A 26,085-nucleotide genomic window follows, 5' to 3' on the forward strand; every position below is an offset into this window, starting at 1 on the left:
GATCAGCGGCGGGCGGCCAGCGCGGGGGCGAGGGCGGACGCGGACGACGCCGAGCTGTCGATCCGCCAGTCGGCCTCCTTGTCGAGGTGGAACCAGATCAGCGCTGCGACGTCGGGCTGCGCGGACAGGTACCGGACCAGGTCGCCGATCCACCCGGCCTTCGATCCGCCGGATTCGGCGGACGCCGTCTCGGCGACGGCGATCGGCTTGCCCGGGGCGATGCGGCGCAGCTCGGTGATGCCCTCGCCGAAGAGCGCCTGCGGATCCTGCCAGGTGCTCCACGGCTGCGAGGTGCCCCAGTTGTAGCCGTCCAGGGCCACCACGTCCGCGTAGGCCGCTCCCGGGTAGAGCCCGTCGAGCGGGATGGACCCCTGGTAGGGCACGTTCGGGTTCCAGACCCAGCTGACGTTGCCGGCGCCCATCGACACCACGACGTCGTGCACGTGCCGGTACGCGGCCACGTAGCTGCCGGGGGCGTTGCCGTTCACGCCCTCGGCCCACGGGTACCAGTCCCCGTTCATCTCGTGCCCGAACCGCAGGTACACCGGCTGGCCCCACCGTGCCAGGTCCGCGCCCCACTGCCGCAGGTGGGCATCGAAGTCACCGGCGGCCATCCGCGCGAGCGAGTAGGCGGGCTGCTCGGTGCCCCCGCCCCACCCCCACGGCTCCCAGGCGAGCAGGGCGTCCGCGCCCCGCGCCCGCACGGCCTCGAGCTCGGCGATGGGGGCGGGCTGGTCGAAGTCCTTGTAGGAGAGCACGATCGACGGCGCCTCGCCCGCGGGGCGTGCCACCTCGTCGAGTTCGTCGACCGCCATCGGACCGCCGCCGGTACCCGCGCCGAAACGCAGGGCCTTCGGGGTGGATGCCGCCGGAGGCTGTGCGACAGGCTCCTCGGCCGGCTGCGTGATGGTGAACGGGGCGGAGGCGGCGGATCTCCCGGCGGTGACGGAGATGGACGTGGTCGCGGCCGGTACGGTGAGGGTCGAGTCGAAGGTGCCCGCCGACGTGGTGGTGAGCCGGACGCTGGTGCCGCCGGCCACCAGTGTCGCGGCGGTCCGCTTCGGGAAACCCGCCCCGGTCACCGTGATCGAGGATCCCGCCACCGCGCTCGAGCTGCTCAGCGAGATGGTCGCCGCTGCCTGCGCGGGAGGGGTCAGGCCCAGCAGGAGCACCGCCAGTGCCAGGACGAGGACGACGCCGCGACCGGACGCCGCGGCGAGGGCGGGGAGGCGGGCGGGGAGAGCGGCCAGGAGCACGTCGGGCTCCTCGGCTGATCTTGAGAAATCCTTCATTTTTCAAGTGTGACGTGGTGACTACGTCGTCGAGGTCAAGAAAGGACGGAAAGGACCTCAGGATCTGGGCAGGTTCTGCGCAGCCACCCCGCACCGGGCGGAGGGGAGGAGCAATAACGCTCATTCGCGTCGACATCGACCGCGGCCTGGGGCCCGAGCAGCTGCGTCAGCTCAGCGGGCCCTTCACAGGGCCGTCCTCGCGGAGTGCCGTGTTCCCGAGTGTCTGAAAGATGCACTGTCAGAGCAGTGCGTGCCTGCATGGGCAATCACCTTGCTCCTCGACGTGAACGAGAGGCCAGGGTCGATGGAAGCTCATGAAGTACTGACGATCGGACGCATCAGCGTCGACATCCACCCGAACGGCATCGGGATGGATCTCGAGGACGTCACCCCTCTGGCAAGCACCTGGGCGGCTCGCCCTCCGACACGGCGGTCGCGGCGGCTGTCCACGGGCGCCGCACGGCGATGACCACTCGGGCCGGCGAGGATCCCTCCGTTCCCGCACACCGCCCACCCGAGTCGCGCCATGTCGTCGTGGACCCCGGGTACGGCCACCTGCAACTCGTCCCGCACCCCGATGTCGTCCCGTGCTTCCAGCACCCGAAGGCCGATGACGGCATCGTCGCCGATCTCCGGAAAACCTGCGACGATGCAGGGGTGACCATCGCCTCCATGCTGCTGTGCTGTGCTGGGCGCCACCGGACGCGGACGAATGCCTGGCACCCATCCACGAGTGGAGGCGAGGCTGTCGAACCCATCGTGGACCACGCCCTGCGCCACATCACCGATCTGCCGGGTGACCCGGGACGGGTGCACCAGCACCTGAAGGTGGGCGGCGTCGTCCGGGGCGTTCTGCACCGAGCCCGGCGAGACGGGCTTCCACGACCGCGGGGACTCCGTGGTGGTCCCGAGCGTGTTCGTCGAGAACGAGCAGGCCGAGGAGGTCTTCCGGTTCCAGCCCGAGAGCATCACCGCCTCGATCGGGCAGGCGCGGGTATGACCGCCCCGATACGGAACGGGGAGGTCTCCTGATGGCCTCGTCCTCCGCTTCCGTCGCGTCCGACGCCGACCTCCCGAAGGGCGGTCAGGACAGGTTCCTCCGCCGGGTCACCTGGATCGCCACCCTGGGTGGTCTGCTGTTCGGCTTCGACACCGGTGTCATCAACGGCGCGCTGCCCTTCATGGAGGAGGATCTCGGGCTGACCCCGTTCACCGAGGGCTTGGTGGCCAGTTCGCTGGTGTTCGGTGCCGCGTTCGGCGCGGTGACCGGCGGTCGTCTCGCCGACCGCTACGGCCGTAAGCGCATGATCATCGTGCTCGCCATCATCTTCCTCGTCGGCACGCTCGGGGCCTCCTTCGCCCCGAACGTCACGGTCATGGTGATCTCGCGGTTGGTACTCGGCCTCGCCGTCGGTGGAGCGTCCGTGATGGTGCCCATCTACCTCGCGGAGCTCTCCCCGGCGTCGCGCCGTGGCCAGATGGTCACCCGCAACGAACTGATGATCGTGACCGGTCAGCTCATCGCGTTCACCACCAACGCGGTGATCGGCAACACCTTCGGTGAGTCCGAGGGCGTGTGGCGGTGGATGCTGGTGATCGCGACCATTCCCGCGATCGGCCTATGGGTGGGCATGCACTTCGTCCCGGAGAGCCCCCGCTGGTTGGCCTCCACCGGTAACTTCGGGGCGACCCTCTCGGTGCTCCGGCAGATCCGCGACAGGGAAGCGGCCCGCGAGGAGTTCGAGGAGGTGCAGACCCTCGCCGTCGAGGACTACAGGGCGAAGATGGGCACGTTCAAGGACCTGAGCGAGCCGTGGTTGAAGCGGGTGTTCCTCGTCGGCCTCGGGCTCGCGGTGATCCAGCAGATCACCGGCGTGAACTCGATCATGTACTACGGCACGCAGATCCTCACCGACGCCGGCTTCGGCGCCCAGGCGGCGTTGACGGCGAACATCGCCAACGGCGTAATCTCCGTGGCGGCGACCTTCCTCGGTATCTGGCTCCTCGGCAAGGTGGGCCGCAGGCCCATGCTCATGGTGGGCCAGATGGGAACCACGGCGGCGCTCCTCGCGATCGGGATCGTATCCCTGGTCCTGCCCGAGGGCACCACCCGCGGGTTCGTGATCCTCGCGTTCACGGTGACGTTCCTCGCATTCCAGCAGGGTGCCATCTCCCCGGTGACGTGGCTGATGCTCTCGGAGATCTTCCCCCTGAGGATCCGCGGGCTGGGGATGGGCCTCTCGGTGTTCGTGCTGTGGATGGTGAACTTCATGGTGAGCTTCAGCTTCCCGATCCTCGTGGACGCCATCTCGATCTCGAACACCTTCTTCGTGTTCGTGGTCCTCGGCATCGGCGCGATCCTCTTCGCCTACAGGTTCATCCCCGAGACCCGCGGCAAGAGCCTCGAGGAGCTCGAACAGGAGTTCAAGGGCGAGACCACCGGCTGACGTCGGAGTGGCAGCGGGCCATGAATCTCCGGTCACCCGGGGAGTGGTGCCCGCCGTCGTCCACGACTGTGCGGCCCATGGTGACGAGCGCGGAACTCCTCGGGACCCCCGGTAGAGCGGACTCGTACCCGTCGCAGATCCGGGTACCGATGCTGCCGTGCCGGCCGGAGGTTGACCCCGGCAGTGCGGAGGACCTTGTCCGGCTCGTGCCCCCTGAGCATCTTCTCGTCCAGCTCGGCGACGTCGTCGCGTACCCGGTTCTCGATGAGCGCCGGCGGGTTGCCGTCGACCCTGCGCAACCGCACGATGCTGTAGGTGCGCTCGCCGACGGGCAGTCCGAACCCCCGTGGACCGCCTCGTCGGCGAGGACGTGCGCGAGGGACAGTATTCGTTCTCGATCCGGCGCCCGGTGCGAACCTGCCGGTATGGATCGCCGCCTCGGTGCCCTGCACCATCTGGTGGTAGAGCGGGACGGTGATGCGGCAGACCTCTTCGGGCACCCCGTGCTGCCGATGGTATGAAGTGCTGACGTGTGGTTCGGGGCATTCACAGCGATCGCAGTGCGCCCAACCACCGGTGACACTCCAGTGGTCCGATCCGTCGTCCAGCAGGCCTCCATGGTGATCTCGCTCCTGTTCCGCGGAGCGGCACCCGGCACCCTTACCGGTGGAGGGCCCACCAACTGCATCGGTCGTCGCTCCACGGGCCCGATCTGCGCCGTCCTCCTCCCGATGGCCATCCGCGGTTTCGCCATGGGCCTCGCGGTTTTCTCGCCCTGGACCGTCAAGGCCGCCATGTCCCTCCTGTTCCCGATCCTCAACGACGCCCTCGGCTCCACGGGGACGTTCGGCCTGTTCGTCGCGGTGAACATCGTGTCCTTCCTGTTCGTCCGCAAGTTCGTGCCGGAGACCAAGGGTCTGTCCCTCGAGGAGCTCGAGGCCCGGTTCCGCACCGAGGGTGAGGCAGCGCGGGTAGCGTGACCCGGAAGGGTCCGAGGCGGTAGAAAGAGTGGTCGGCCCTTCTGGGGGGCCGGCCACTCTTCCCGTCTCTGCACCTCCGCGCCCATGCACGGGGAGGTGCAGGCCCTGCTTCCGACCCTCGAGGACGTTCCCCATGCACCTGACGCTCGACCCCGTCCCCTTCTCCGCCCCGGACGCCGAGCTGCTCCGGGACGCGCAGCAGGCCGAGCTGCACGTCCGCTACGGCAGCGGGGACCACGAACCCGGTGAACCTCCCACCGCGGACAACGTCCCGTTCTTCCTGGTGGCGCGCACATCGGACGGCACCGCCGTCGGTTGCGGGGGGTTGCGTCCCCTGCCCGACGGCGGCCTCGAGGTGAAGCGGATGTACGTGGTGCCGGAGCTGCGCGGACGCGGGATCGCCACCGCGATCCTCCGGCGCATCGAGCGGGAGGCGCTGGCGTCGGGGTGCAGCGAACTGCTGCTCGAGACGGGGACCGAGCAGCCGGACGCCATGCGCTTCTACGAACGGGAGGGCTACCACCGCATCCCCGCCTTCGGTGCCTACGCGGGCGAGGAGCACTCGGTCTGCTACGCGCGGCGCCTGGACTGAGCGCCGGTGCCCGGTCCCTGCCGACGGGTCAGGCGAAGGACACCGAGCGCAGGGTCCGGGGGGACAGCCGGTCCTGGAGCACCAGGGTGGCGGCGCCGAGCGCCGCGGCGTCGTTGCCGTTGACGGAGAGCCTGACCTCCACCGGGTGGATGGCCCGCGCCATGGCGCGGCGGGAGAGCGCCTCGGAGATGATCTCCACGTAGAAGCTCCCGCTCGTGGAGAAGGCGCTGCCCGCGAGGACCACGAGCTGCAGGTCGAGGAGGTTCACCATGGAGATCACCGCGCTCGCCACATACTCGGCGGATTCCCGGACGAGGTGCACGGCGACGGGGTCGCCGGCAGCAGCGGCCACCCCCACCGCGGCGAAGTCCTCGGAGACCACGCCGGTCAAGGGGATCGTGAGCTCACCACGATCCACCGCCTCGGCTGCGCGGGTCACCACCACCCGGGGGCTCGCGTAGAGCTCGAGGCAGCCGATGTTGCCGCAGGGGCAGGGCAGCCCCCTGGCATCCACGGTGACGTGGCCGATCTCGCCGACGTTCGAGCTGACACCCTGGTAGATCGTGCCGTCCATGACGATCCCCGAACCGATGCCCGAGCCCATGTACACCGAGGCGTAGTTCGCGTAGCCCTCGGTGGCCCCGAGCCAGTACTCGCCGATCGCCGCGGCCGTGGCGTCGTTGTCGAACTCGCAGTGCAGGCCGGTGGTGGAGGCCAGTGCCCGGCGGATCGGGAAGTCGTTCCACGCGGCCAGGGACGGTGCGTTGCGGACCGTCCCGGTGGTGCGGTCCAGCGGACCCGGGGTGGCGATCCCCATCCCGACGATCCCGGTGCGGTCCACCCCGGACCCCTCGATCAGCGCCTCGATGTCGCGCGTCATCCGGCTGACCACGGTGAGCGGTGAGGTGTCCCCGGGGCCGTCGACGCGTCGCCGGGCGACCACGCGCCCGGCCAGGTCCGCGATGATGTACGTGATGTAGTCCTGTCCCAGGTGTACCCCCACGCCGAGCCTCGCGGCGGGGTTGAGTTCGAGGAACATGCGCGGCTTGCCGCCCGTGGAGACACCGCGACCCGACTCCACCACGATGTCCTCGGTCAGCAGTGCACGGACGAGCGTCGAGATGGTGGCCTGGGTCAGGCCCGTCCGTTCGGCGAGCTCCACCCGGCTGATGGGTCCGTTGGAGCGGATCAGGTCGATGACCCTGCCCCTGGAGGATTCCCGGCGACGGATCTTCTCGACGGCGTTCGACGACGCCGCCACCTTCGCCGGGACGGTGGTCACGGTGCCCGACGGCGGGCTCGACGCCGCGGTCATGGCCGGGTCACCGCGCTGACCCGTGTGCTGCCGTGCTCGCGGACGTCTCCGTGTCCCGGGATCGGAGGATCCCCGCGCCGGCCGCAGCCGGCGACACCGTCACCGGAGGGGGCCACGCATCCCTGCAGTTCCATGTCCACTTCTTCCCTCGAGCGACGCCCCCACTGGATCAAACTACGGGCAAGGACGGCCGCAGCGGCAATCGTGAGGTCCGCCTCCCGTCCCATGACGGACCGGACCGCAGCCCCCGGATGGCAGAGGCGGAGGGCGCGACGACGCCGACCGCGGTGGGGTTCCTTCCCGGACGGCCGGTACGGCTCATCGGCGCACGATGTGGTTCTCCTTCCCCGGCAGTACGGCCGGGTACCACCATGAGACGTACATCACGAAGTTACTTGACTCAGATAATAAAGTGGCCTAAGAAAGTAGTCAACGATTCGGCCACGGGTGGCGGAACTGCTCGGCGGCACCGTGGCCGCCCCAGATGAAAGGTACAAAGATGTCCTCAATGTCCTCTGGCTCGAAGCGACTCGGTCTGGCAGCCGCAGCAATGCTGAGCATTGCCACCCTCACCCTCACCGGCTGCGCCGGCGGAGGGGGAGCATCCAACGAAGGTGATGGTTCGGAGTCCACGTCCGTGACCGTCTTCAACGGCGCCACCGGCACCATCGCGGAGAACTTCAATCCCTTCTCCTCCACCGCGCTCCAGCCCACGCTCGGGGTGATCTTCGAATCGCTGTTCTGGTACAACGCCGCGTCCGACGAACCACCCACACCCTTGCTCGCCGAATCCTTCGAATGGAACGAGGGCGGCACGGAGCTCACCATCACCACGCGCGAGGGTGTCCAGTGGTCCGACGGCGAACCCTTCACCGCGAACGACGTCGCCTTCACCTTCAACCTCGTGAACGAGACGCCCGAGCTGAACACCACCGGTCTCGCGGCGACCGCCGAGGCCACGGACGACACCACCGTGGTGCTGACCTTCGAGGAGAACTCCTTCATGCAGGAGCCGAGCGTGCTCGGTAACCGCGGGATCGTCCCGGAGCACATCTGGCAGGACGTCGCCGATCCCATCACCGAGATCAACTCCAATCCCGTGGGGACGGGGCCGTTCAAGGTGAGCACCTTCTCCGCCCAGAGTTACCTGCTCGAGAAGAACGATCTCTACTGGGAGGAGGGTAAGCCCGCCATCGACGAGGTCCGCTACATCTCGCTCGACTCCGCTGACGCGGCAACCGGTGCACTCCTGGCCGGCGACGTCGACTGGATGAGTTCCTTCCTGCCGGGACTCGAGCAGATCCTTGCCGACAACGAGACCCTCTCCTACGTCAACACCCCGGCTCTGACGGCGTCGATCTTCACCTGTTCCAACGAGGAACTCGGCTGCGAGGGTCCGCAGACGGACCCGGCCGTACGTCAGGCCATCTACCAGGGCATCGATCGGGAGCAGCTCAATGCCCTCGCCGGTGGTGGTTTCGCAGGAACCGCGTCCCCCACCCTGGTGCTGCCGGAGCGCGACTCCGAGTGGATCGTCGACCCCGAGAACAGCGAGACGCCGACGAACGCCAATGTGGAGGAGGCCAGCAGGATCCTCGAGGAGGCCGGATGGGTGGAGGGCAGCGACGGCATCCGCGAGAAGGACGGCGAGCGCCTCTCACTCGGCATCCAGACCGTCACCGGCTACAGCGACTTCATCTCGCTCAATGACGCGATGTCCCAGCAACTGCGCGAGGTGGGTATCGAGCTCAACCCCACGGCGATCACCTACAACGAGTGGATCAACAACCTGAATATCGGTCAGTTCCAACTGACCCTGGAATCCATCGGACTCCAGCCTTCGAACAACCCGTACTACTCCTACGAGAAGTGGTACAACTCCGAGAACACCACACCGGTGGGGGAGTCCGCGCTGAACAACAACACGGGTCGATACAGCAACCCCGTGGTGGACGAGGCACTGGCGGTGGCTCGGGCCACCAATGACGAGGACGTGCAGAAGGAGCAGTACGGCATCATCCAGGACGAGATCGTCGAGGACATGCCGTACATCCCGATCTACATCAACTCACTGTTGACGGAATTCAACACCGCACGAGCCACCGGATGGCCCACCAACGAGGATCCCTACGCTCTCGCGGCGACCTGGAAGAGCTGGGACAACGGCATCGTATTGAAGAACATCACGCCTGCCGAGTAGCACTCGTCCCCCTCGGGGGTCGGTGGGACGGGAACCTCCGACAGGTTGCCGTCCCTCCTGGCCTTTTACCTCGACCAGCCGTGGAAGGTACGGTCCCATGAAATACATCCTCCAGAAGCTAGGCTTCTACCTCGTCGCGTTCTGGGCCGCGTTGACGGTCAACTTCTTCCTTCCCCGGCTCCTGCCGGGCAATCCGGTAGACATCATGCTCTCTCGGCTGGCGCAACGCGGTCCCGTCTCGCCCGAAGCCCGCGAGGCCGTGGAACTCATGCTGGGCACCAATACGGATGCGCCCCTGGTGGTGCAGTACTGGCAGTACCTCGGGAAGCTCTTCTCCTTCGACCTCGGTACCTCGGTGGCCTACTTCCCGGCCTCGGTCACGGACATCATCGGCCAGACCCTTCCCTGGACCATCGGCCTGATCGGGATTGCCACCGTGATCTCCTTCGTGATCGGTGTGACCCTCGGGACGCTCGCGGGCTGGAAGCGCGGGTCCTGGCTGGACAACCTCATCCCGGTCACCACCATGCTGCAGTCCGTCCCCTACTTCTGGCTCGCGCTCATCCTGCTGTTCGTGCTGGGTGGCATGTGGCAGATCTTCCCGATCAACGGCGGGGACAACGTCTACGAGACGAACCCCGGCTGGGGCTGGGACTTCATCGGCAGCGTCATCTACTACGGGACGCTCCCGGCATTGACCATCGTGATCTCCTCGGTGGGCGGGTGGATGCTCGGCATGCGCAACATGATGGTGTCCACCCTTTCGGACGACTACATCCTGACTGCTGAGGCCAAGGGCCTGCGGCCCATGCGCATCATGACCACCTACGCGGCGCGGAACGCGGTGCTGCCGTCCGTGGCGGGATTCGCCATCTCGCTCGGTTTCGTGGTTGCCGGATCGATCGTCACGGAGGCTGTCTTCTCCTATCCCGGCATCGGATCCGCCCTGCTCAATGCGGTGGGTAACAACGACTATTCGCTGATGCAGGGGCTCTTCCTCGTGATCACCCTGTCCGTCCTCGGGGCGAATCTGCTCGTGGACCTCCTCTACTCGTTCATCGATCCCCGTACCCGGGCCCGAAGCTAGGATCCGCCATGACCGCGACAACCCAGGATCCAGGCGTCGCCGCCGCGAGCGCACGATCCTCCCGACCGAAACGCGCTCTGCCACCTCTGACGCCGAAGCTCCTGATCGGCCTCGTCATCGCCGGCAGCATCATCCTCTTCGGGATCCTCGGCCCTTTTTTCGTAGGCGACCCGCGTGCTGTCAACAACGTAGGACTTGCAGGACCGGCGGAGGGCTATCTCCTCGGCACCACGCAGACCGGACAGGACGTCTTCGCGCAACTCGCCTATGCGACACGGGGATCTCTGACCGTGGGACTGATCGTCGGTGTGCTCACCCTGTTCCTCTCGGCCTTCTTCGGGATCGTCGGCGCCTACTTCGGTGGCTGGCTGGACGAGTCGTTCTCCCTGTTCAGCAATGTGATGCTGGTGATCCCGGGACTGCCCCTGGTCATCATCATCTCCAGCTACGTCCCCGAGAAGAGCCTGCTCCTGGTCGCCGTGGTCCTCAGTATCACGGGATGGGCAGGCTCCGCCCGCGTGCTGCGCGGCTTCACACTCAGTGTGAGGAACCGGGACTACGTAGCCGCAGCGCGGGTGTCCGGTGAGAGACCGCTGCGGATCCTCGGTGTCGAGATCCTGCCTAACCTGGTTCCCCTGCTCGCCTCCCAAGTGGTGTTCGCTGTGATCTTCGCCATCCTGGGCGAAGCAGGGCTGTCCTTCCTCGGACTCGGCGCCGCCGATTCGTTCACCTGGGGCACCATGCTCTACTTCGCGCAGAACGGCCTGGCACTCCGGCTCGGCGCGTGGTGGTGGTTCGTGCCGCCGGGACTACTGATCGCCCTGTTCGGTGCGGCTCTCGCCCTGATCAACTTCTCGATCGACGAGATCATCAACCCGAGGCTGCGCTCACAGACGCGAGCCTCGCGGAAGACCTGGAAGATCTCCAAGTCCGAGCTGCACGCCGCCAAGGAGAGTGTCCTGTGACCACCAAGAACCAAGGAGCCCATGCGGCGAGCATCACCGATCTCGGTGAGCGGGGCGCCGCGGACCGCAGGGAACGGCGTGAGCTGCGCGCCGCGCAGAGCCAGGATCATCCCGTCCTCACCATCGACGACTTCAGCGTCGAGTACAAGGGCGATCGCGTGGTGCAGGCGGTGAAGAACGTGACCCTGACCCTCGGCCGCGGGGAGATCCTCGGGCTCGCGGGGGAGAGCGGCTGCGGGAAGTCCACCCTCGCATACGGCATCAACCGGCTCCTGAAGCCACCGGCGGTGATCACCGGCGGCAGCGCGCACTTCCACTCCCGCGAGGGCTACGCCATCGACCTCAGCGAGCTCAGCGGGGAGGAGCTGCGGGCGTTCCGCTGGGACAAGATCGCCATGGTGTTCCAGGGCGCCATGAACTCGCTGAACCCGGTGATCTCCATCCGGCGGCAGATGGAGGACATCTTCTCCACGCACCGCCCGGACCTCTCGAAGAAAGAGCGCCGTACCAGGTGCGGGGATCTCCTCGAACGTGTCGGCGTGGATCGTGGACGCCTGAGCTCCTATCCGCACGAACTCTCCGGAGGCATGCGTCAGCGGGTCATGATCGCGATGGCCATGGCGCTGGACCCGCAGGTGATGATCATGGACGAACCCACCACTGCGCTCGACGTCGTGGTGCAGCGGGAGATCCTGCGCGAGATCACCCGCCTGCGGGAGGATCTCGGTTTCGCCGTCATCTTCATCACGCACGATCTCCCGCTGCTGCTCGAGATCAGTGACCGTATCGCCGTCATGCGCGCCGGGGAGATCGTGGAACTCGGCGATGCCGTCGAGCTCTACACGAACCCCCAGCACGAGTACACCAGGAAGCTCCTCGCCTCCTTCCCCAGTCTCACCGGGGAGCGCGGGGACTTCATCCGCGGAGGATCCCGGCACCAGGACGGAGGGCAGGCATGAGCGCACTGGAGGTCAGGGACCTCGTCAAGGAGTACACTCTCCGGGACGGACGCCGTTCCACCACCCTGAAGGCGGTGAACGAGGTCAGTTTCTCGATCGACAGCGGCCGGACCGTGGCGCTCGTGGGTCAGAGCGGCAGCGGCAAGTCCACGCTCGCGAAACTGCTCATGCAGCTGGAACGGCCCACCTCGGGCAGCATCCTGCTCGACGGCAAACCTGTCAGCCGCCGCGGGGCCGGCCTGCGCCGGTATCGCAGCGACGTGCAGATGGTGTTCCAGGATCCCTTCGCCTCCCTGAACCCGTACCACACCATCGAGCACCACATCGGGCGCCCGCTGATCCTCCACGGCAAGGCCAAGGGCCGCGACGAGGTGCAGGCCGGCGTCGCGAAGCTGCTCGAACGCGTGCGGCTGGACCCCGACATGGCGCAGCGCAAGCCGCACGAACTCTCAGGCGGCCAGCGTCAGCGCATCGCGATCGCCCGTGCGCTAGCACCGGAGCCGAAGATCCTCGTCGCCGACGAACCGGTGTCCATGCTCGACGTCTCCATCCGCCTCGGGGTGCTCAACCTGCTCGCCGACCTGCAGCGCGAGGAGAACCTCGGCGTCTTCTACATCACCCACGACCTCGCGACGGCGCGCCACTTCTCCGACGACATCCTCGTCATGTTCAAGGGCGAGATCGTGGAGCGCGGCCCGGCCGACGACGTGATCCTCGACCCGCAGCACGAGTACACCCGGCTCCTCGCCGAAGCCGCCCCGAACCCCGAGAAGCGCCTCAGCGCCTGACCTCGATCCACCGGCGGCCGTGCAGCCACCGACCCATCACCACTGGAGTACCCATGAACACCACGATCACGACCGCCCCACGGACTCTCGACCTCGGGGGTGCCTGGGAGCTCACCTGGGCCGCGGGTCCCGAGGACTCGCCGGACTACGCCACCTCCGGTACGGCGATCAACGCCACCGTGCCCGGCCAGGTACACACCGACCTGCTGGCCGCCGGACTCCTCGAGGACCCGGACGTGGGGCTGCGTGAGGCCGATCAGCTGTGGATCGGCCACTCCCGGTGGACCTACGCGCGGCGCTTCGACTGGGACGGCACGGCGGCCGAGCGGACCGAGCTCGTGGCCGACGGGCTGGACACCTTCGCCACGGTGCGCCTCAACGGCCAGGAGGTCGCGGTCACGGCGGACCAGCACATCGGGTACCGCTGGGACGTGGCACAGATGCTCGTCCGCGGCAAGAACCTGCTGGAGATCACCTTCGGCTCCGCCTGGGACGCCGCCCATGAGTGCGAGGCGGAGGTGGGTGCATTGCCGCGGCCCTACGACGAGCCGTACCCGTTCGTCCGCAAGAGCGCGTGCAACTTCGGGTGGGACTGGGGCCCGCACTACATCACCGCCGGGATCTGGCAGCCCATCCGGCTGGAGTCGTGGTCCCGGACGAGGATCGTCTCGGTCCGGCCCGACACCGTCATCGACGGGGACGCCGCACGCGTGTCCGTCGCGGTGGGACTGGAGCACAGCGGGACGACGTCGGACGCGGACGTCACCGTCACCGCGGTCCTGACCGCGCCCGACGGCAGCGTGGCCGCGCGGTCCAGTGTGCCGGCGGACGCTACCGACGTCGTCCTCGGTCTCGACGTGGCGGATCCCCTGCTCTGGTGGCCCACCGGCCTCGGGGACCAGCCGCTCTACGCGCTGACCGTGACGGTCGACGGCAGCGGTGACGTGCTCTCCGAGGAGGAACGACGGATCGGTCTGCGCACCGTCGTGGTCGAGGAGGAGCCCGACGACGCCGGGAGCACCTGGGCGTTCGTGGTGAACGGGCGCCGGGTGCGGGTTCGCGGCTACAACTGGATCCCCGACGATCCGTTCATCGCCGAGGTGACCGAGGAGCGTCTCGGGCAACGGCTCGACCAGGCCGTGGACGGCGGAGCCAATCTTCTCCGGGTCTGGGGAGGCGGGTACTTCTCCACCGAGGAGTTCATGGCCGGCTGCGACGAGCGCGGGCTCATGGTGTGGCACGACTTCCTGTTCGCCTGCGCCGCCTACGACGAGTCCGAGGCCATGATCGACGCCGTCACCGTCGAGGCCGAGCAGGCCGTGGCCCGCCTGTCCGCGCACCCGAGTCTGGTGATGTGGTGCGGCGGCAACGAGTGCGTGTGGGGCATGTACGACTGGGGGTGGCCCGAGATCCTCGACGGGCGCCCCTACGGGGCCGCCTTCTACACCGAGGTGCTCCCGGGGGTCATCGCCCGGCTGGACCCGTCCCGCCCCTACGTCCCGAACAGCCCGTGGTCGGGCTCGCCGGACAAGCACCCGAACGATCGGGACACCGGGCCCGTGCACATCTGGGAGGTCTGGAACAACGTCGACTACGTGCACTACCGCGACGTCGACCCGCCCTTCGTCTCCGAGATGGGCTGGTGCGCACCCCCGGCCTGGTCCACGCTGCGCCGCGTGGTCACCGAGGGGGACCTGGTGCCCGAGAACCCCCAGGTGGCCCACCACATGCGTGCCGGTGACGGGATGGAGAAGCTCGCCCGCGGACTGGCACCCTACTTCGGTACCCCTGCGACGGCGGAGGACTGGCACTACCTGACCCAGGTGGTCCAGGCGCGCTCGCAGGCCGCCGGCGCGGAATGGCTGCGGGCGCGTGAGCGCTGCGCGGGCGTGGTCATCTGGCAGCTCAACGACTGCTGGCCGGTGCTCAGCTGGTCCGCCGTGGACGGAGACGGCATCGAGAAGCCCGTCTGGTACGCGCTCCGCCGCGCCTTCGCGGACCGGATGCTCACGATCGTGCCCGTGACATCGGGGAGCACGGAGGATCCCACGGGTCCGGACGGCCTCGAGGTGGTGCTCGTCAACGACGGTCTGTCGGCGTGGACGGCCGACGTCGTGGTGCGCCGCTTCGCACTCGACGGCACCGAGGTGGGCCGGGAGACCATCGGCCTCACGGCCGCTCCCGACGGCACGGCGCGCTCCGTGCTCCCCGCCGCCCTCACCGTGGTCGCCACCGACGAATTCCTGGTGGCGGACACGGACGGACTCCGCTCGACCTGGTTCTTCGCGCCCGACGCGACTCTCGCGCCGATCGAGCCGCGCTTCTCGGCCCGGGCGGTGGTGGACGGCGGATCCCTCCGCGTCACCGTCCATGCCGAGACGCTGCTGCGCGATCTCTGCCTCTTCGCGGACCGGCTCGCCGATCCGCTCGGCGTCCCGGCGACCCAGCTCGAGGTCGATGACATGATGCTCACCGTCCTGGCCGGCGAGACGGCCACCTTCACTGTCCGCAGGCGCGACGGCGGTACGCTGGCAGCACCGGCCGATCTCTCGGACGCCGAGCGCTTCCCCGTGCTGCGCTGCGTCGGGGACACGCCGTCGTCGTCCGTCCCGACCGGCGAGGACGAAGCAGGAGGAGGCGCGGCGCGATGATCGCGGGTATCGAGACCGGCGGCACCAAGGTGATCTGCGCGGTCGCCGATCCTGCCGATCCGGGAGTGCTCGCGGACCAGACGCGCATCGACACCACCACCCCCGAGCGCACCCTGGCCGCGGTGCGCGACTTCCTCGCACCGTACGCGGTGAAGGGCCGGTTCGACGCCGTCGGCATCGCCTCGTTCGGGCCGGTGGAGGTGGACGCCGCATCGCCGCGTTTCGGGTGGATCACCTCGACGCCGAAGGCGGGCTGGCAGGACACCGATCTGATCGCGTCCCTCGGGCTGGCGCCCGGTACACCCGTGCGGCTCGTCTCGGACGTCACCGGCGCGGCACTCGGGGAGCACCGCTTCGGGGCGGGACGGGGGGTCGACGACATCGCCTACGTGACCGTGGGAACGGGTATCGGCGCGGGGCTCGTGGTGAACGGGGCGCCCTTCTCGCCCCGCAGTCACCCCGAGCTCGGGCACCTCCTGGTGCGCCGCCACCCGGACGACCCCTTCCCAGGGGTGTGCCCCTTCCACGGCGACTGCCTCGAGGGGCTCGCCTCCGGGCCGTCCGTCGCAGCGCGCTGGGGCAGGCCCGGCCCGGAACTCGGGCCGCTGCTCCCGCAGGCCGTCGAGATCTCCTCCTACTACATAGCGCAGCTGCTCGCCACGGTGACGTACGCGACGGGGCCGCAGCGCATCGTCGCCGGGGGCGGGGTGCTCAAGACGCCCGGGCTGCTCGAGGCCGTGCGGCGGCAGCTCGCCCTGCTGGTCGGCGGGGCGCTGGCGGACCATCCCCTGACGGACCCGGGCAGCGGTTACGTGGTGCGCCCGGTGCTGGGTGACGGGTCGGGGGTGCGCGGGGCGCTGTCCCTCGCCGTCGACGCCCTGCAGGTCAGGGCTCGAACGGCTGCTACCGCGGGCTGATCAGGCGGCAGGGAGCTCCGAGGTGATGTCCCCGACCACGGCGTGGAAGGAGGCGAGCAGCGGGTCGGCATCGGTGACGAGCAGATGGTCGGTGGAGCCGGACCCCATCCCGATCCTCCGGCCGGCGATGCGTTCGTCGGCGTAGACCGCGAGGACGCTCGTACTGCCGAGGGGCGTGATGGTGCCGGGTGCGTACCCCGTGAGCCCGAGCGCGGCCTCGGGTGTGACGAGGGACGCCTTGTTCACCTCGAGCAGCGCCCGCAGCTTGCCCCAGTCCAGCCGCCGGGTCCCCGGGACCAGCACGAGGACGGCGATCCCGCCGCTGATCTTGACCACCAGGGTCTTGGCGCCGTCCTCGGGGGTGAGGCCGGCGGAGGCGGCGGCACCCCCGAAGCCCCCGCCGCCCAGGGGGATCAGGCGGACGTCGAGTCCGCGATCCGCGGCGTCGACTTCTGCGGGCGAGGGCGCGGTGGAGTTCATGTGCCCCATCGTAGGCGCGGGCCCGGCCGGTGGTCGCGGCCGCCCCGGACCGGGCTTCGTCGCGTTCACGCCGGACGCGCATCCCCGCTGCTCCCGGCGGGGCCGCCCAGCGCCCCGCGGGGCTCGCCCGGTCCCCGAGCCCGCCCCCGGGCAACGGGCGGGGCCCGACCCGCCCGGAGGCCAGGACGCACAGGAGCAGCCCCGCCGCCCCCCCGCCCTGCCAGGAGGGGTTGCGGGAGAGCGCGGGACCGACGGCGCGGCGAGTCGGCAGTGCAGGGAATCGTCCCAGGTGACCAGGGCCACGTCCTCGGGGCAGCGCAGACCGAGCTCGCGCGCGGCCAGCAGACCGCCCATCGCCATGAGGTCGTTGCCGAAGACCACGGCGGTGGGCTGCTCGCCCGCGGACCGGTCGCAGAGCTCCAGCATGGCGCCGCGCCCGGACTCCAGCGCGTAGGTGCCCTCGCGGCGGACGACGTCGATCCCGTGGCCGCCCGCTGCCTCCCGGACGGCCACGAGCCGCTCCGACTCGTGGAGGAAGGTACCGGGTCCTGAGATGTGGGCGATCGAGCGGTGGCCGTACCCGGCGAGGTGGTCCACGATCATGCCGGCCTCCAGTGCATGGTCCGTGACGGTACTCGGGAACCCTGCCGTACCGGCCACGCCGGGAGCGCCGTGCAGCACGAAGGGGAGACCGAGGCGGGTCAGGAGGGCCGGGCGCGGATCGTCCTGCAGGTGGTCGAACACCAGGACGCCGTCCACCTTCCGTTCGCCGGCCCAGCGTTCGTAGATGGCACCCTCTTGCCCGGGGTCCGCCCCCACCATCCGCAGCATCAGCGCCATGTCACGCTCGGCGAGCGCCGTCTCGATCCCGGCCAGCAGTCCCATGTGGTACGGCTCCGTACCCACCAGCAGGGGATCGGCGGAGAGCACCACGCCCACCACCCCGGAGCGGGAACGGGACAGTGCGCGGGCGGAGGAACTGGGGTACCGCTCGAGCTCCTCCGCGAGATCGAGCACGCGACGGCGCGTCGACTCGCTCACGCCGGGCTGCCCGTTCAGCGCATAGGAGACGGAGGCTTTCGAGATGCCCAGGCGCTTGGCCAGTCCGGCGATGGTTTCCTTGGCCACGGGATCCACCCTAGCCCCGGGAACCCCTTGACCATGCCGGGTCGGGTCGCCTAGGTTCGATCCAGGACTGAACCGGTTCAGTAAATACCTTTTCTCAGCGAGGAGAATTCTCCGTGACCTACTCACTCCAGCTCTACACCCTGCGGACGGCCATCGGGGAGGATCTGCCGGGCACCATCGGGCGTGTTGCCGAACTCGGGTACACCGCCGTCGAACCCTACGACTTCGTGGCCACCGCCGACGAGCTGGCCGGGGCGCTCGCCGCCCATGGGCTCACCGCCCCCTCGGGGCACGCGCCCCTCCTCCGCGAGGACCAGGACGCGATCTTCGCGGCGGCCCGCACGCTCGGGATCGGCACCGTGATCGATCCCCATGTGGAGCGCTCGCACTGGACCTCGGAGGAGGGCATCAGGGCCACGGCGGAGGCGCTCAACGCCGCCGCGAGGAAGGGTGCCGGGTACGGCGTCCGGGTGGGCTACCACAACCACGAGTTCGAGCTCGAGGAGCGGATCGACGGCGTCTGCGCGCTGGAGGTGCTCGCGAAGCACCTGGACCCCGAGGTGGTCCTCGAGGTGGACACCTACTGGGCCGCGGTGGGCGGTGAGGACCCGGCGGAGCTGCTGCGCAGACTCGGCGACCGCGTGCACTTCGTGCACATCAAGGACGGCCCGCTCACCCGGGAGAACAAGGACCAGGTGGCCGTGGGGTCGGGCAGCATGCAGGTCTGGGACGTGCTGGATGCCGCCCCCGGTCTCGAGGCGGCCGTCGTGGAACTCGACGACTTCGACGGCGACGTCTTCACCGCCGTCGCCGACAGCCTCTCCTACCTGCAGGCGGGGAAGAAGTGAGCACCACGGGGCCCGTTGGCGTCGCCGTGATCGGCGCGGGCGTGATCAGCAAGGAGTACCTCACCAACCTCACGGGCTTCCCCGACGTGCGGGTGCACATCGTGGCGGACCTGGTCCCCGAGGCGGCGGCGGCGTGTGCCGTGGAGTTCGGGGTGCCCGCCTCGGGCACCGTGGAGGACGCCCTGAACCACCCCGACGTCGAGATCGTGGTGAACCTGACCATCCCGGCAGCCCATGTGGAGGTGGCCACGGCCGCGGTGCAGGCGGGCAAGCACGTGTGGAGCGAGAAGCCGTTCTCCCTCGACCGCGCGAGCGGAGCGGGACTGCTGGAGGCGGCGGACGAGGCCGGCGTCCGGCTCGGCTGTGCGCCGGACACCTTCCTCGGCGCCGGGCTGCAGACCGCACTGCGCATGGTGGCGCGCGGTGACATCGGCGTGCCGCTGACAGCGCTCACCCTGATGCAGTCGCCCGGCCCGGAGTCCTGGCACCCGAACCCGGCGTTCCTGTTCCAGGAGGGTGCCGGTCCCCTGTTCGACATCGGCCCCTACTACCTCACCACGCTGGTGCAGACCTTCGGTGCCATCACGAAGGTGGCCGGGTTCGGCTCGAGGTCCCGTGGGAGCCGGACCATCGGCTCCGGCCCGAAGGCCGGTGAGGTGTTCGACGTGACGGTGCCCTCGCACGTCAGTGCCATCGCGCAGTTCGCGGGCGGGGAGTCCTCGCAGAGCATCTTCAGCTTCGACTCCCCGCTGCAGCGCGCGGGGCTGGTGGAGGTCACCGGTTCCGAGGCCACCCTCGCCTTCCCGGACCCGAACATGTTCACGGGTGACCTGCTGCTCACCCGCCGGGGCGCGGACGAGCCCGAGGTGGTGCCGGCGGTGGGGTCGACGGCGACGCGCGGCAGCGGTGTGCTCGAGATGGCCCGTGCGCTGCGCGCGGGCAGACCCCACCGGGCCCAGGGCGCCATGGCGTACCACGTGCTGGATGCCATGGTCTCCATCTCGGAGAGCATCGACACCGGTGAGTTCGTCGCGCTCTCAAGCACCGCCGAGGCCGCCGAGCCGCTGCCCGAGGACTGGGACCCCTTCGCCCCCACCCTCGCCTGACCCGCCGCACGCAGGGGTACGGGGACGCAGGGGCAACCGCCGCAGCAGGACGACGACGCGCAGGAGGATCACGGTGGACGGTTCCGGCACAGCGGATTCCGGCACGGCACGGGACCCACGGTGGCGCAGGCTCCTGCCCGGTCAGCGCTCCCGGCTGATGGTGTTCGATCTCGGCACGTGGTCCGCGGAGTGCGTCTTCGAGACCGCGGACTTCGTGATCGAGGCGCCGAACTGGACGCCGGACGGCGCGGAGCTCGTGGTCAACTGCGACGGGCTCCTGTACCGCACGGCACCACGGCCCGGGGGCCAACCCCAGGTGATCTTCACCGGCTCCGTCACGGATGCGAACAACGACCACGTGATCTCACCGGACGGCCGTTCCCTCTACCTCTCCTCCCAGGACGGCCACCTGTACCGGGTGCCCCTCACCGGTGGTGACGCCACGCGCATCACCACCGGTGAGGACGGGCTGGAGGCCCGTTACCTCCACGGGATCTCGCCGGACGGCGGCACGCTCGTCCACATCGGCGTCCGGGGGGACGCACACGGCAGCACGACGTCGAACATCTTCGCCGTGTCGGTGGAGGGCGGCCGGACGCACCGGCTCACCGACTCCCCGCACGCGCACGACGGCGCCGAGTACAGCCCGGACGGCCGGTGGCTGTACTTCAACTCGGAGCGGGGCTCCGGGCGTCCCGGCGATTCCCAGCTCTTCCGCATGCGCCCCGACGGCACCGGGATGGAGCAGCTGACCGACGACGCGCGCGTCAACTGGTTCCCGCACCTCTCGCCCGACGGCTCCACCCTCGTGTATCTCAGCTATCCACCGGGCGTGCAGGGGCACCCCGCCGACGAGACGGTGCTGCTGCGCGTCGCCGACGCCACCGCCCGGGGTGCGGTGGACGCCGTCGAGCTCCTCGGCGGGCAGGGCACGCTCAATGTGAACAGCTGGGCCCCGGACGGCCGCCGGTTCGCCTACGTGGAGTACCCCGTACCCGATCCCGCCGGGGACGGGGTCCCGGCGGAGCGCCGGCGGTGACCCACGAGGGCATCCACCACGAGGAACGCCAGGAGGGTGATACCGAGCAGCGGGGCGAAGACCCCGACGAGCACCGCTGCGGCGAGGACTCCCACCACGGCCCAGGCCGGGGCCTTCCGCAGTGCCCCCCGAGCAGGGGCGCGTCCGGCCATGGCCCGCTTCCCCTCGGCGGAGCGCATGGGCCTACGGCGGAACCACATGGCGTAGCCCCACACGATCATCGCGGCGAGGCCCAGGGCCACCAGGGTCAGCGCGATCTGGTTGACCACCCCGACCAGCACGCCCATGTGGGCGTCGATACCCCACCGGGCCAGCTTCGCGGCGAAGGGGTAGTCGTCGAAGACCACCTTGTCCATCACGGTGAAGGACCCGGGCTCCACGGCCACGGCGTCCACCTGGCTGGGCCAGGAGCGGTCGATCTCGGTCACCGTCCACGCCATGCCCTCCATGGCCGGCGGCTTGACCTCGATCAGTCCGGCGGTGAGATCGGCATCCCGGGCGGCAGCCAGGCTGCGGTCGAACCCGTCGCGCCCGGCGGCACCCGAACCGGCAGGTGCCCCTGCCTCGCCGTGGCCCGAGTGGTCCTCGGCGGCCTCGGTGCCCCCGGCGAGCGGGGGTCCGTGGTCGACGTGCTCGTCCGTACTGCCGGGTTCCGCGGGGTCGGCGCCGAGATCGGTGGTGATGCTGGGTGTGGACCAGCCGATCGCGGCGCGTAGTTCGCTGACGTTGGCGCCCGCGTAGGTGGACCAGGTGAGGCCCGTGGCGGCGAGGAACAGGAAGCCCAGGGACAGCCAGATGCCGATCACCGAGTGCAGGGACACGAGCCGCTTGCGACCGGATGCCCTGGTGTCGGGGTAGAGGAGCCCGCGGGCCTTCCTGGTCCGGCGGATCCGCTGGACCCAGAGCACCACACCGGCGACGGCGACGATCCCCAGCCAGGAGGCCGCCACCTCGCTGTAGAGACGGCCGAACTCACCCAGGTGGAGATTGCGGTGCAGGTGGTCGATCCACGTCCGGAACGGCAACGAGCCGCTGGTCCCGTAGGCGGTCAGGTCCCCGGTGACGGCGGCGGTCGCGGGATCGACGAAGATCGCGCGGGTCTCGGACTCGCCGAGCTCCGGGTCGGCGAACATGACGCGCGTGGTCAGGCCCTCCGGGCCGGGACGTACCGCCGCCGGCAGGGCCTCCGTGCCGAGGTGGTCCTGTGCGGCCCGGACCTGCTGCTCGAGGGGGACAGCCGCGGCCTGGGTGCCGGTCAGCTCATCGGCGTAGATGATCTTCTCCAGCTGCGGTGTCATGGCGTAGAGCGCGCCACTGAGGGCGGCGACCAGGAGGAACGGTCCCACGAAGACCGCTGCGTAGAAGTGGATCCGCAGGGCCAGGGCGCCGAGCCAGGTGCCTCTGGGAGTGGGCGGAGCGGGCGGGGTGGGCGACGCGGGGTCGCTCCGGAGATGCGTGGAGGTCATGTGGTGTCCTTCTGGGGCGGTCCGCGGGGCAGGAGGGACGCCGCTCGTGCGGTGCGCCGCTCATGTCCGCGGGACGGAGATCGCAGGGGGTGTCGCAGGGAGGTGTTGCAGGGGGACGGGGCGTCCACCGGCGCTCGGGTGGGGTGTGGGCTCAGGGGAACCGCCCGTACTCACCGTGCGGGGACCCGGCGTCGTATGCGACGGGGGGTCTCGCGGTCCGGGGATCCGCGGCGTACTGGCCGCTTCGGCGGCAGGAGCGCAGGGTGCGCCACCGCGGATCAGGTGAGGGACGGCTCCCACCGTGGTGGGCCGCGCAGCTTGAACCTCGTGTCGCGGTGGAGCAGCTCGTAGAGCGCGGGGGAGGGCTCGGCCGAGGGCCGCACGCGGCGCAGGTACACCGGGGGGCGGTGGGCCACCAGGTGCACGATCACCACCAGTGCCGCGGTGAGGATGCCGAGAAGGCTCCACCACAGGCTCTCGCCGTGCAGGACGAGGAGCACGGTCAGCAGACCCGCGCAGAGGTGGGACACGGCCATGAGCGCGGTCATGCCGCTCCCGGTCGCGGTCGTCACGGTGGGCAGGAGTGCCCCCGCCACCTCGTGCTGATGGGGACCGGCATCGCCGACCGCGGGGAGCGGGGCCGCCGAGAAGACCTCGAACAGTGCGTGGAAGCTCAGCTGGCTCGCCAGGACGCCGAGGACCACCCGGGGCGTGGTCAGCCGGCGCCCCGCGAGCAGTACGCACACCAGGGCTCCCAGGGCCGTGGACAGGACGACGGCGAGGAGGGGGACCGACCCGCCGGCGACGGCGTGGGAGGCGGCGGCGAGGAAGGTGGCGACGGCAGCGCACAGCCAGCCGCGCACGGAGCGGGCGGCCGGCGTCGTCCGATCGTCAGCGGTCACGGGCCCTCCTTCCGACGTCATCGTAGCCAGCGCCGGACACCGAGGAGGGCCGGGAGGCCGACGGCGCGCCGATGGCGTCGTACGCCGGCGCCTGCAGCGAGCTCCTCCTGCCCCGTGGCAGGTGATGGGGTGACATGGAGAGCGGGTGCGGGCACCTGATCACGGCGCGAGCCGCCACCGGGAGGCCCCGATGCACTGCTGGCGTAGGCTGGAGAGCAGCGGACAGCTACGCGCCACTCCTGGCGCCGTCCGCGAGGAGGCGAGACTTTGGTTCAGCGCATGGCGGATCCCACCTACCGGACCCAGCAGTGGGAGCAGCGGTACGATCCGCAGATCGAGGACGTGAACAGGCTCTGCGACACGCTGGCGGAGTCCAGGCCCGGATCGGCGGTGCCCTACATCGATCCCGTGCACGACGTCGACGGGTGCAAGATCGTCAGCCTCTTCTCGAACCCCGGGCCGTCCCTGCCGTCGGGGTTCGTCTCCTTCGAGAACGACGATCCGAGTTCGGTCCGCATGGCCGGCATCTACGAGGCCGTGGGTCTGCGCCCGGACGCCTTCATGCCCTGGAACGCCCACCCGTGGTACTTGCCGGAGGGCAAGGAGCGGGCACTGACGCTGGACCAGATCTCCGACGGCGTGAAACCGCTCCTCACCTTCCTGCAGCAGGTTCCCCGCGCCTCGGCGCTGATCGCCCACGGAGCGGACGCCCACAAGTCGGCGCGGCGCCTCATGAAGTTGGAGAACCGTGCCATCGCGAAGCGGGGGTTCAAGATCTACGAGGTCCGCTCACCGGGGGAGCGTGCGTTCAAGGGCACGCCGGCGAGCCAGGACCAGTGGCTGGAGGAGATCCGCTCGGCCTACACGGATGCGATGGGCAGGGCCGGCATCCGCTCCCGGAAGGCGAGCTAGGCCTGACGTGCCAGGGGCTCCTCCGGCTTCCGCCGGAGGAGCCCCTGGCACGTCAGGGTCAGGCCAGTTCCGTGGCCCTGGAGAGCGGGGTGGGGGCGGCGACGTCGTCCTCCGCCGCACGGCCCAGCGTCAGGCCGCGGAGCGTGGCGGAGATGTCCTCGAGCGACTGCTGCACCCAGGCGAACGCCTCGTCGTCCATCGCCTGGTCCTCCGCGTCGGGGGTGCAGGACCTGTATGCGAGGGCCAGCCGGGCCACTGTGCCCTCCAGGTTCTCCAGCAGCTCCTCCGTCTCGCCGGCCAGGTGATCGGCCATCATCGCGGCACTGGGTGCATCGGCTCCGCCCGGCATCACCAGGAGTCTGGTGCGCGATGGCCCTTGGGTCGCGGTGCTCGCAGCAGCGGACGGACGCGGTGCACTCATATGGCTGAGACCTCTTCCAGATCGGGATGGTGCCCGGACACCCCGGGTGCGGGCACCATGGGAACACCCTCCAGTCTGCCACCGTGGAAGTAGGTTCCCACCGGGCCAAGACGCAGGTTTTCCGCAACTTCGCCGGTGGGAACCGGACCTCGCCCCGTGCCGGGGTGCTCGTCCCGGGCGGAACCCCTATTCGGCCCCGATCCCCTCGGACACGGAGTCGAGGCGGGTGACCTCCTCGCCGGTCAGCTCCAGTGCGACGGCGTCCAGGAGGGCCGCGAGCTGGTCCGTCGTCCGCGCGCTGGCGATGGGCGCGACGACGGTGGGGCGTCCACGGAGCCAGGCGAGCGCCACCGACGCGGGAGCGACGTCGTGCGCGGTGGCGATGTCCCGCAGCTCGGCGATGACCGCCAGACCGGCGTCGTTCAGGTAGCCCCCGGCGGCCTGGCCCCGTGCAGCACCTTCCAGGTCCTCGCGGGTCCGGTACTTCCCGGTGAGGAACCCGCTGGCCAGCGACGAGTACGGGATGACGCCGAGGGAGTGCTTCTCGGCGAGGGGGGCGAGGTCGCGCTCGAAGTCCGTGCGGTGCACCAGGTTGTAGTGGGGCTGCAGGGCCACCGGTGCGGCGAACCCGTTGGCCTCCACGATGGACATCCACTCCTCGATGCGCTCGGCGCTGTAGTTGGAGATCCCCACGTAGCGGACCTTCCCTGCCGTCACGAGCGCGTCGAGTGCGCCGAGGCTCTCCTCGAGCGGGGTGTCGGCGTCGTCGAAGTGGGCGTAGTAGAGGTCGATGGTGTCGGTCTGCAGGCGGGAGAGCGAGGCGTCGGCGGCCGCTGCGATGGTCGACGCCGAGAGTCCCTGGAACTCGGGGTGCTGGCTCACCTTCGTGGCGATCACCAGGTCCTGCCGGTCGCCGCGTCCGGCGAGCCACCGGCCGAGGATGGTCTCGGACTCGCCCCCGGAGTTCCCCTCGGCCCATGCCGAGTACACGTCCGCGGTGTCGATGAAGTTGCCCCCGGCCGCGGTGAAGGCGTCGAGGACGCTGCGCGAGGTGTCCTCGTCCGAGGGCCAGCCGAAGGTGTTGCCGCCCAGGGAGAGGGTGAGGACGTCGAGGTCGGAGGAGCCGATGCGGGTCATGGGATTCCTTTCGGTGCCGTCCGCCGGGGTGCGGAGCGGGTCATCCACTACAGGGACGGGCCGCCGCGGTTCATTCCCCGGGAGGGAGGGGAGCCGGGGGCAGGTCCTCGCGCTTGGTGGTGAGGTAGGTGGACCCGTCCGGGTTGCGGACCACGGTCCACTGCTGGAGCTCCTCCTCGCGGCGCCGGTGGGCCTCGTCGTCGCGGTAGAGGATCGGTCCCGCCGTGCTCCCGCCCTGGGCCGGGCCGAAGAACATGCGCAGTTTCCCCGTGGCGGCCATGAAGCGGGCGGACAGGGGTTGCTTCTTGCGCGTCACTGCTGCCTCCTGCGTTCTCGTGCCGGTGGCCGCAGGTCCCGGGGACCTGCCTCCGTAGCGGCTCCTTGCACCTCCCATCCTATTTGCCCCACCGGTCACCGGCCCCGCGCAGCACCCGGAAGCGCTGGTCGGGAGGG

The 26,085-nt window shown here is 69.7% G+C and carries 22 protein-coding genes and 1 pseudogene; 15 read left to right on the forward strand and 8 right to left on the reverse strand.

Going from position 1 to position 26,085, the window contains the following annotated elements; genetic code table 11:
• Positions 1-2: 2 nt before the first annotated feature.
• Positions 3-1,292 (reverse strand): glycoside hydrolase family 26 protein, encoded by a 1,290-nt coding sequence (locus AC792_RS12150; RefSeq protein WP_082177704.1) that lies wholly within the window; start codon positions 1,290-1,292, stop codon positions 3-5.
• Between the two features lie 304 nt (positions 1,293-1,596).
• Here AC792_RS12150 and AC792_RS17795 point away from each other — a divergent pair.
• The 4 genes and pseudogenes from AC792_RS17795 to AC792_RS12175 all read left to right on the forward strand — a co-directional run.
• Positions 1,597-1,781: pseudogene (locus tag AC792_RS17795) on the forward strand (5-dehydro-2-deoxygluconokinase); the annotation flags it as partial.
• Positions 1,782-2,323: 542 nt separating this feature from the next.
• Positions 2,324-3,739 (forward strand): sugar porter family MFS transporter, encoded by a 1,416-nt coding sequence (locus AC792_RS12160; RefSeq protein ID WP_049830772.1) that lies wholly within the window; start codon positions 2,324-2,326, stop codon positions 3,737-3,739.
• 587 nt (positions 3,740-4,326) lie between these two features.
• Entirely contained in the window at positions 4,327-4,719 is a 393-nt protein-coding gene (locus AC792_RS12170) for an MFS transporter (RefSeq protein WP_049830774.1), read from the forward strand.
• A gap of 133 nt (positions 4,720-4,852) precedes the next feature.
• Positions 4,853-5,311 (forward strand): GNAT family N-acetyltransferase, encoded by a 459-nt coding sequence (locus tag AC792_RS12175; RefSeq protein ID WP_049830775.1) that lies wholly within the window; start codon positions 4,853-4,855, stop codon positions 5,309-5,311.
• 28 nt (positions 5,312-5,339) lie between these two features.
• Here the strand turns inward: AC792_RS12175 and AC792_RS12180 are convergent, their stop codons facing one another.
• On the reverse strand, positions 5,340-6,626 hold the full coding sequence (locus AC792_RS12180; protein WP_082177705.1) for an ROK family transcriptional regulator: 1,287 nt from the start codon (positions 6,624-6,626) through the stop codon (positions 5,340-5,342).
• 508 nt (positions 6,627-7,134) lie between these two features.
• On the opposite strand from AC792_RS12180, the gene AC792_RS12185 reads away from it, so the two are divergent.
• From AC792_RS12185 to AC792_RS12215, 7 genes are all read left to right on the forward strand, one after another.
• Positions 7,135-8,826 (forward strand): ABC transporter substrate-binding protein, encoded by a 1,692-nt coding sequence (locus tag AC792_RS12185; protein WP_049830776.1) that lies wholly within the window; start codon positions 7,135-7,137, stop codon positions 8,824-8,826.
• A 97-nt stretch (positions 8,827-8,923) separates the two neighbouring features.
• Complete coding sequence (locus AC792_RS12190; RefSeq protein ID WP_049830777.1) at positions 8,924-9,913, forward strand: ABC transporter permease; 990 nt, start codon at positions 8,924-8,926, stop codon at positions 9,911-9,913.
• A gap of 8 nt (positions 9,914-9,921) precedes the next feature.
• Complete coding sequence (locus AC792_RS12195; protein ID WP_049830778.1) at positions 9,922-10,878, forward strand: ABC transporter permease; 957 nt, start codon at positions 9,922-9,924, stop codon at positions 10,876-10,878.
• Positions 10,879-10,961: 83 nt separating this feature from the next.
• Positions 10,962-11,837, forward strand: a complete 876-nt coding sequence (locus AC792_RS12200) for an ABC transporter ATP-binding protein (RefSeq protein ID WP_049830851.1) — start codon at positions 10,962-10,964, stop codon at positions 11,835-11,837.
• Positions 11,834-12,625 carry an ABC transporter ATP-binding protein gene (locus AC792_RS12205; RefSeq protein WP_049830779.1) on the forward strand — a complete coding sequence of 264 codons (792 nt, stop codon included), beginning with the start codon at positions 11,834-11,836 and terminating at the stop codon, positions 12,623-12,625. The genes AC792_RS12200 and AC792_RS12205 overlap by 4 nt, the downstream gene beginning before the upstream one ends.
• Before the next feature lie 53 nt (positions 12,626-12,678).
• Positions 12,679-15,276 (forward strand): glycoside hydrolase family 2 protein, encoded by a 2,598-nt coding sequence (locus AC792_RS12210; RefSeq protein ID WP_049830780.1) that lies wholly within the window; start codon positions 12,679-12,681, stop codon positions 15,274-15,276.
• A complete protein-coding gene (locus AC792_RS12215; protein ID WP_049830781.1) occupies positions 15,273-16,193 on the forward strand; it encodes an ROK family protein in 921 nt (306 codons plus the stop codon). The genes AC792_RS12210 and AC792_RS12215 overlap by 4 nt, the downstream gene beginning before the upstream one ends.
• On the opposite strand, the gene AC792_RS12220 is transcribed toward AC792_RS12215, so the two are convergent.
• Positions 16,194-17,801, reverse strand: a complete 1,608-nt coding sequence (locus AC792_RS12220; protein WP_049830782.1) for a YbaK/EbsC family protein — start codon at positions 17,799-17,801, stop codon at positions 16,194-16,196.
• A gap of 113 nt (positions 17,802-17,914) precedes the next feature.
• Here AC792_RS12220 and AC792_RS12225 point away from each other — a divergent pair, with 113 nt between their 5' ends.
• From AC792_RS12225 to AC792_RS12235, 3 genes are all read left to right on the forward strand, one after another.
• Entirely contained in the window at positions 17,915-18,649 is a 735-nt protein-coding gene (locus AC792_RS12225; RefSeq protein ID WP_049830783.1) for a sugar phosphate isomerase/epimerase family protein, read from the forward strand.
• Entirely contained in the window at positions 18,646-19,755 is a 1,110-nt protein-coding gene (locus AC792_RS12230; RefSeq protein ID WP_049830784.1) for a Gfo/Idh/MocA family protein, read from the forward strand. The genes AC792_RS12225 and AC792_RS12230 overlap by 4 nt, the downstream gene beginning before the upstream one ends.
• A gap of 73 nt (positions 19,756-19,828) precedes the next feature.
• Positions 19,829-20,794: a biopolymer transporter Tol gene (locus tag AC792_RS12235; RefSeq protein WP_235436703.1), complete on the forward strand. Its 966-nt coding sequence runs from the start codon at positions 19,829-19,831 to the stop codon at positions 20,792-20,794.
• On the opposite strand, the gene AC792_RS12240 is transcribed toward AC792_RS12235, so the two are convergent.
• The gene (locus AC792_RS12240) at positions 20,731-22,260 is read right to left on the reverse strand and encodes a PepSY-associated TM helix domain-containing protein (protein WP_049830785.1); all 1,530 of its coding nucleotides are present in this window, start codon (positions 22,258-22,260) and stop codon (positions 20,731-20,733) included. The two genes, AC792_RS12235 and AC792_RS12240, sit on opposite strands and share 64 nt — an antisense overlap.
• Before the next feature lie 278 nt (positions 22,261-22,538).
• A complete protein-coding gene (locus tag AC792_RS12245) occupies positions 22,539-23,162 on the reverse strand; it encodes a hypothetical protein (protein ID WP_049830786.1) in 624 nt (207 codons plus the stop codon).
• A 279-nt stretch (positions 23,163-23,441) separates the two neighbouring features.
• Between AC792_RS12245 and AC792_RS12250 the strand changes: the two genes are divergently transcribed.
• Positions 23,442-24,074: a uracil-DNA glycosylase gene (locus AC792_RS12250; protein ID WP_049830787.1), complete on the forward strand. Its 633-nt coding sequence runs from the start codon at positions 23,442-23,444 to the stop codon at positions 24,072-24,074.
• A gap of 58 nt (positions 24,075-24,132) precedes the next feature.
• On the opposite strand, the gene AC792_RS12255 is transcribed toward AC792_RS12250, so the two are convergent.
• The 3 genes from AC792_RS12255 to AC792_RS12265 form a co-directional block, all read right to left on the reverse strand.
• Entirely contained in the window at positions 24,133-24,423 is a 291-nt protein-coding gene (locus AC792_RS12255) for a hypothetical protein (RefSeq protein WP_152916190.1), read from the reverse strand.
• Between the two features lie 258 nt (positions 24,424-24,681).
• Positions 24,682-25,632, reverse strand: a complete 951-nt coding sequence (locus AC792_RS12260; RefSeq protein WP_049830789.1) for an aldo/keto reductase — start codon at positions 25,630-25,632, stop codon at positions 24,682-24,684.
• Between the two features lie 70 nt (positions 25,633-25,702).
• Positions 25,703-25,948: a hypothetical protein gene (locus AC792_RS12265; protein ID WP_049830790.1), complete on the reverse strand. Its 246-nt coding sequence runs from the start codon at positions 25,946-25,948 to the stop codon at positions 25,703-25,705.
• Positions 25,949-26,085 lie beyond the last annotated feature (137 nt).

The sequence above is a fragment of the Arthrobacter sp. RIT-PI-e genome (assembly GCF_001187915.1).
Lineage (GTDB): Bacteria > Actinomycetota > Actinomycetes > Actinomycetales > Micrococcaceae > Arthrobacter_D.

Coding starts and splice junctions, on each gene's coding strand:
- AC792_RS12150 (WP_082177704.1), bottom strand. CDS start 1,292: ATGAAGGATTTCTCAAGATCAGCCGAGGAGCCCGACGTGCTCCTGGCC.
- AC792_RS12160 (WP_049830772.1), top strand. CDS start 2,324: ATGGCCTCGTCCTCCGCTTCCGTCGCGTCCGACGCCGACCTCCCGAAG.
- AC792_RS12175 (WP_049830775.1), top strand. CDS start 4,853: ATGCACCTGACGCTCGACCCCGTCCCCTTCTCCGCCCCGGACGCCGAG.
- AC792_RS12180 (WP_082177705.1), bottom strand. CDS start 6,626: ATGACCGCGGCGTCGAGCCCGCCGTCGGGCACCGTGACCACCGTCCCG.
- AC792_RS12185 (WP_049830776.1), top strand. CDS start 7,135: ATGTCCTCTGGCTCGAAGCGACTCGGTCTGGCAGCCGCAGCAATGCTG.
- AC792_RS12190 (WP_049830777.1), top strand. CDS start 8,924: ATGAAATACATCCTCCAGAAGCTAGGCTTCTACCTCGTCGCGTTCTGG.
- AC792_RS12195 (WP_049830778.1), top strand. CDS start 9,922: ATGACCGCGACAACCCAGGATCCAGGCGTCGCCGCCGCGAGCGCACGA.
- AC792_RS12205 (WP_049830779.1), top strand. CDS start 11,834: ATGAGCGCACTGGAGGTCAGGGACCTCGTCAAGGAGTACACTCTCCGG.
- AC792_RS12210 (WP_049830780.1), top strand. CDS start 12,679: ATGAACACCACGATCACGACCGCCCCACGGACTCTCGACCTCGGGGGT.
- AC792_RS12215 (WP_049830781.1), top strand. CDS start 15,273: ATGATCGCGGGTATCGAGACCGGCGGCACCAAGGTGATCTGCGCGGTC.
- AC792_RS12240 (WP_049830785.1), bottom strand. CDS start 22,260: ATGACCTCCACGCATCTCCGGAGCGACCCCGCGTCGCCCACCCCGCCC.
- AC792_RS12250 (WP_049830787.1), top strand. CDS start 23,442: ATGGCGGATCCCACCTACCGGACCCAGCAGTGGGAGCAGCGGTACGAT.
- AC792_RS12255 (WP_152916190.1), bottom strand. CDS start 24,423: ATGCCGGGCGGAGCCGATGCACCCAGTGCCGCGATGATGGCCGATCAC.
- AC792_RS12260 (WP_049830789.1), bottom strand. CDS start 25,632: ATGACCCGCATCGGCTCCTCCGACCTCGACGTCCTCACCCTCTCCCTG.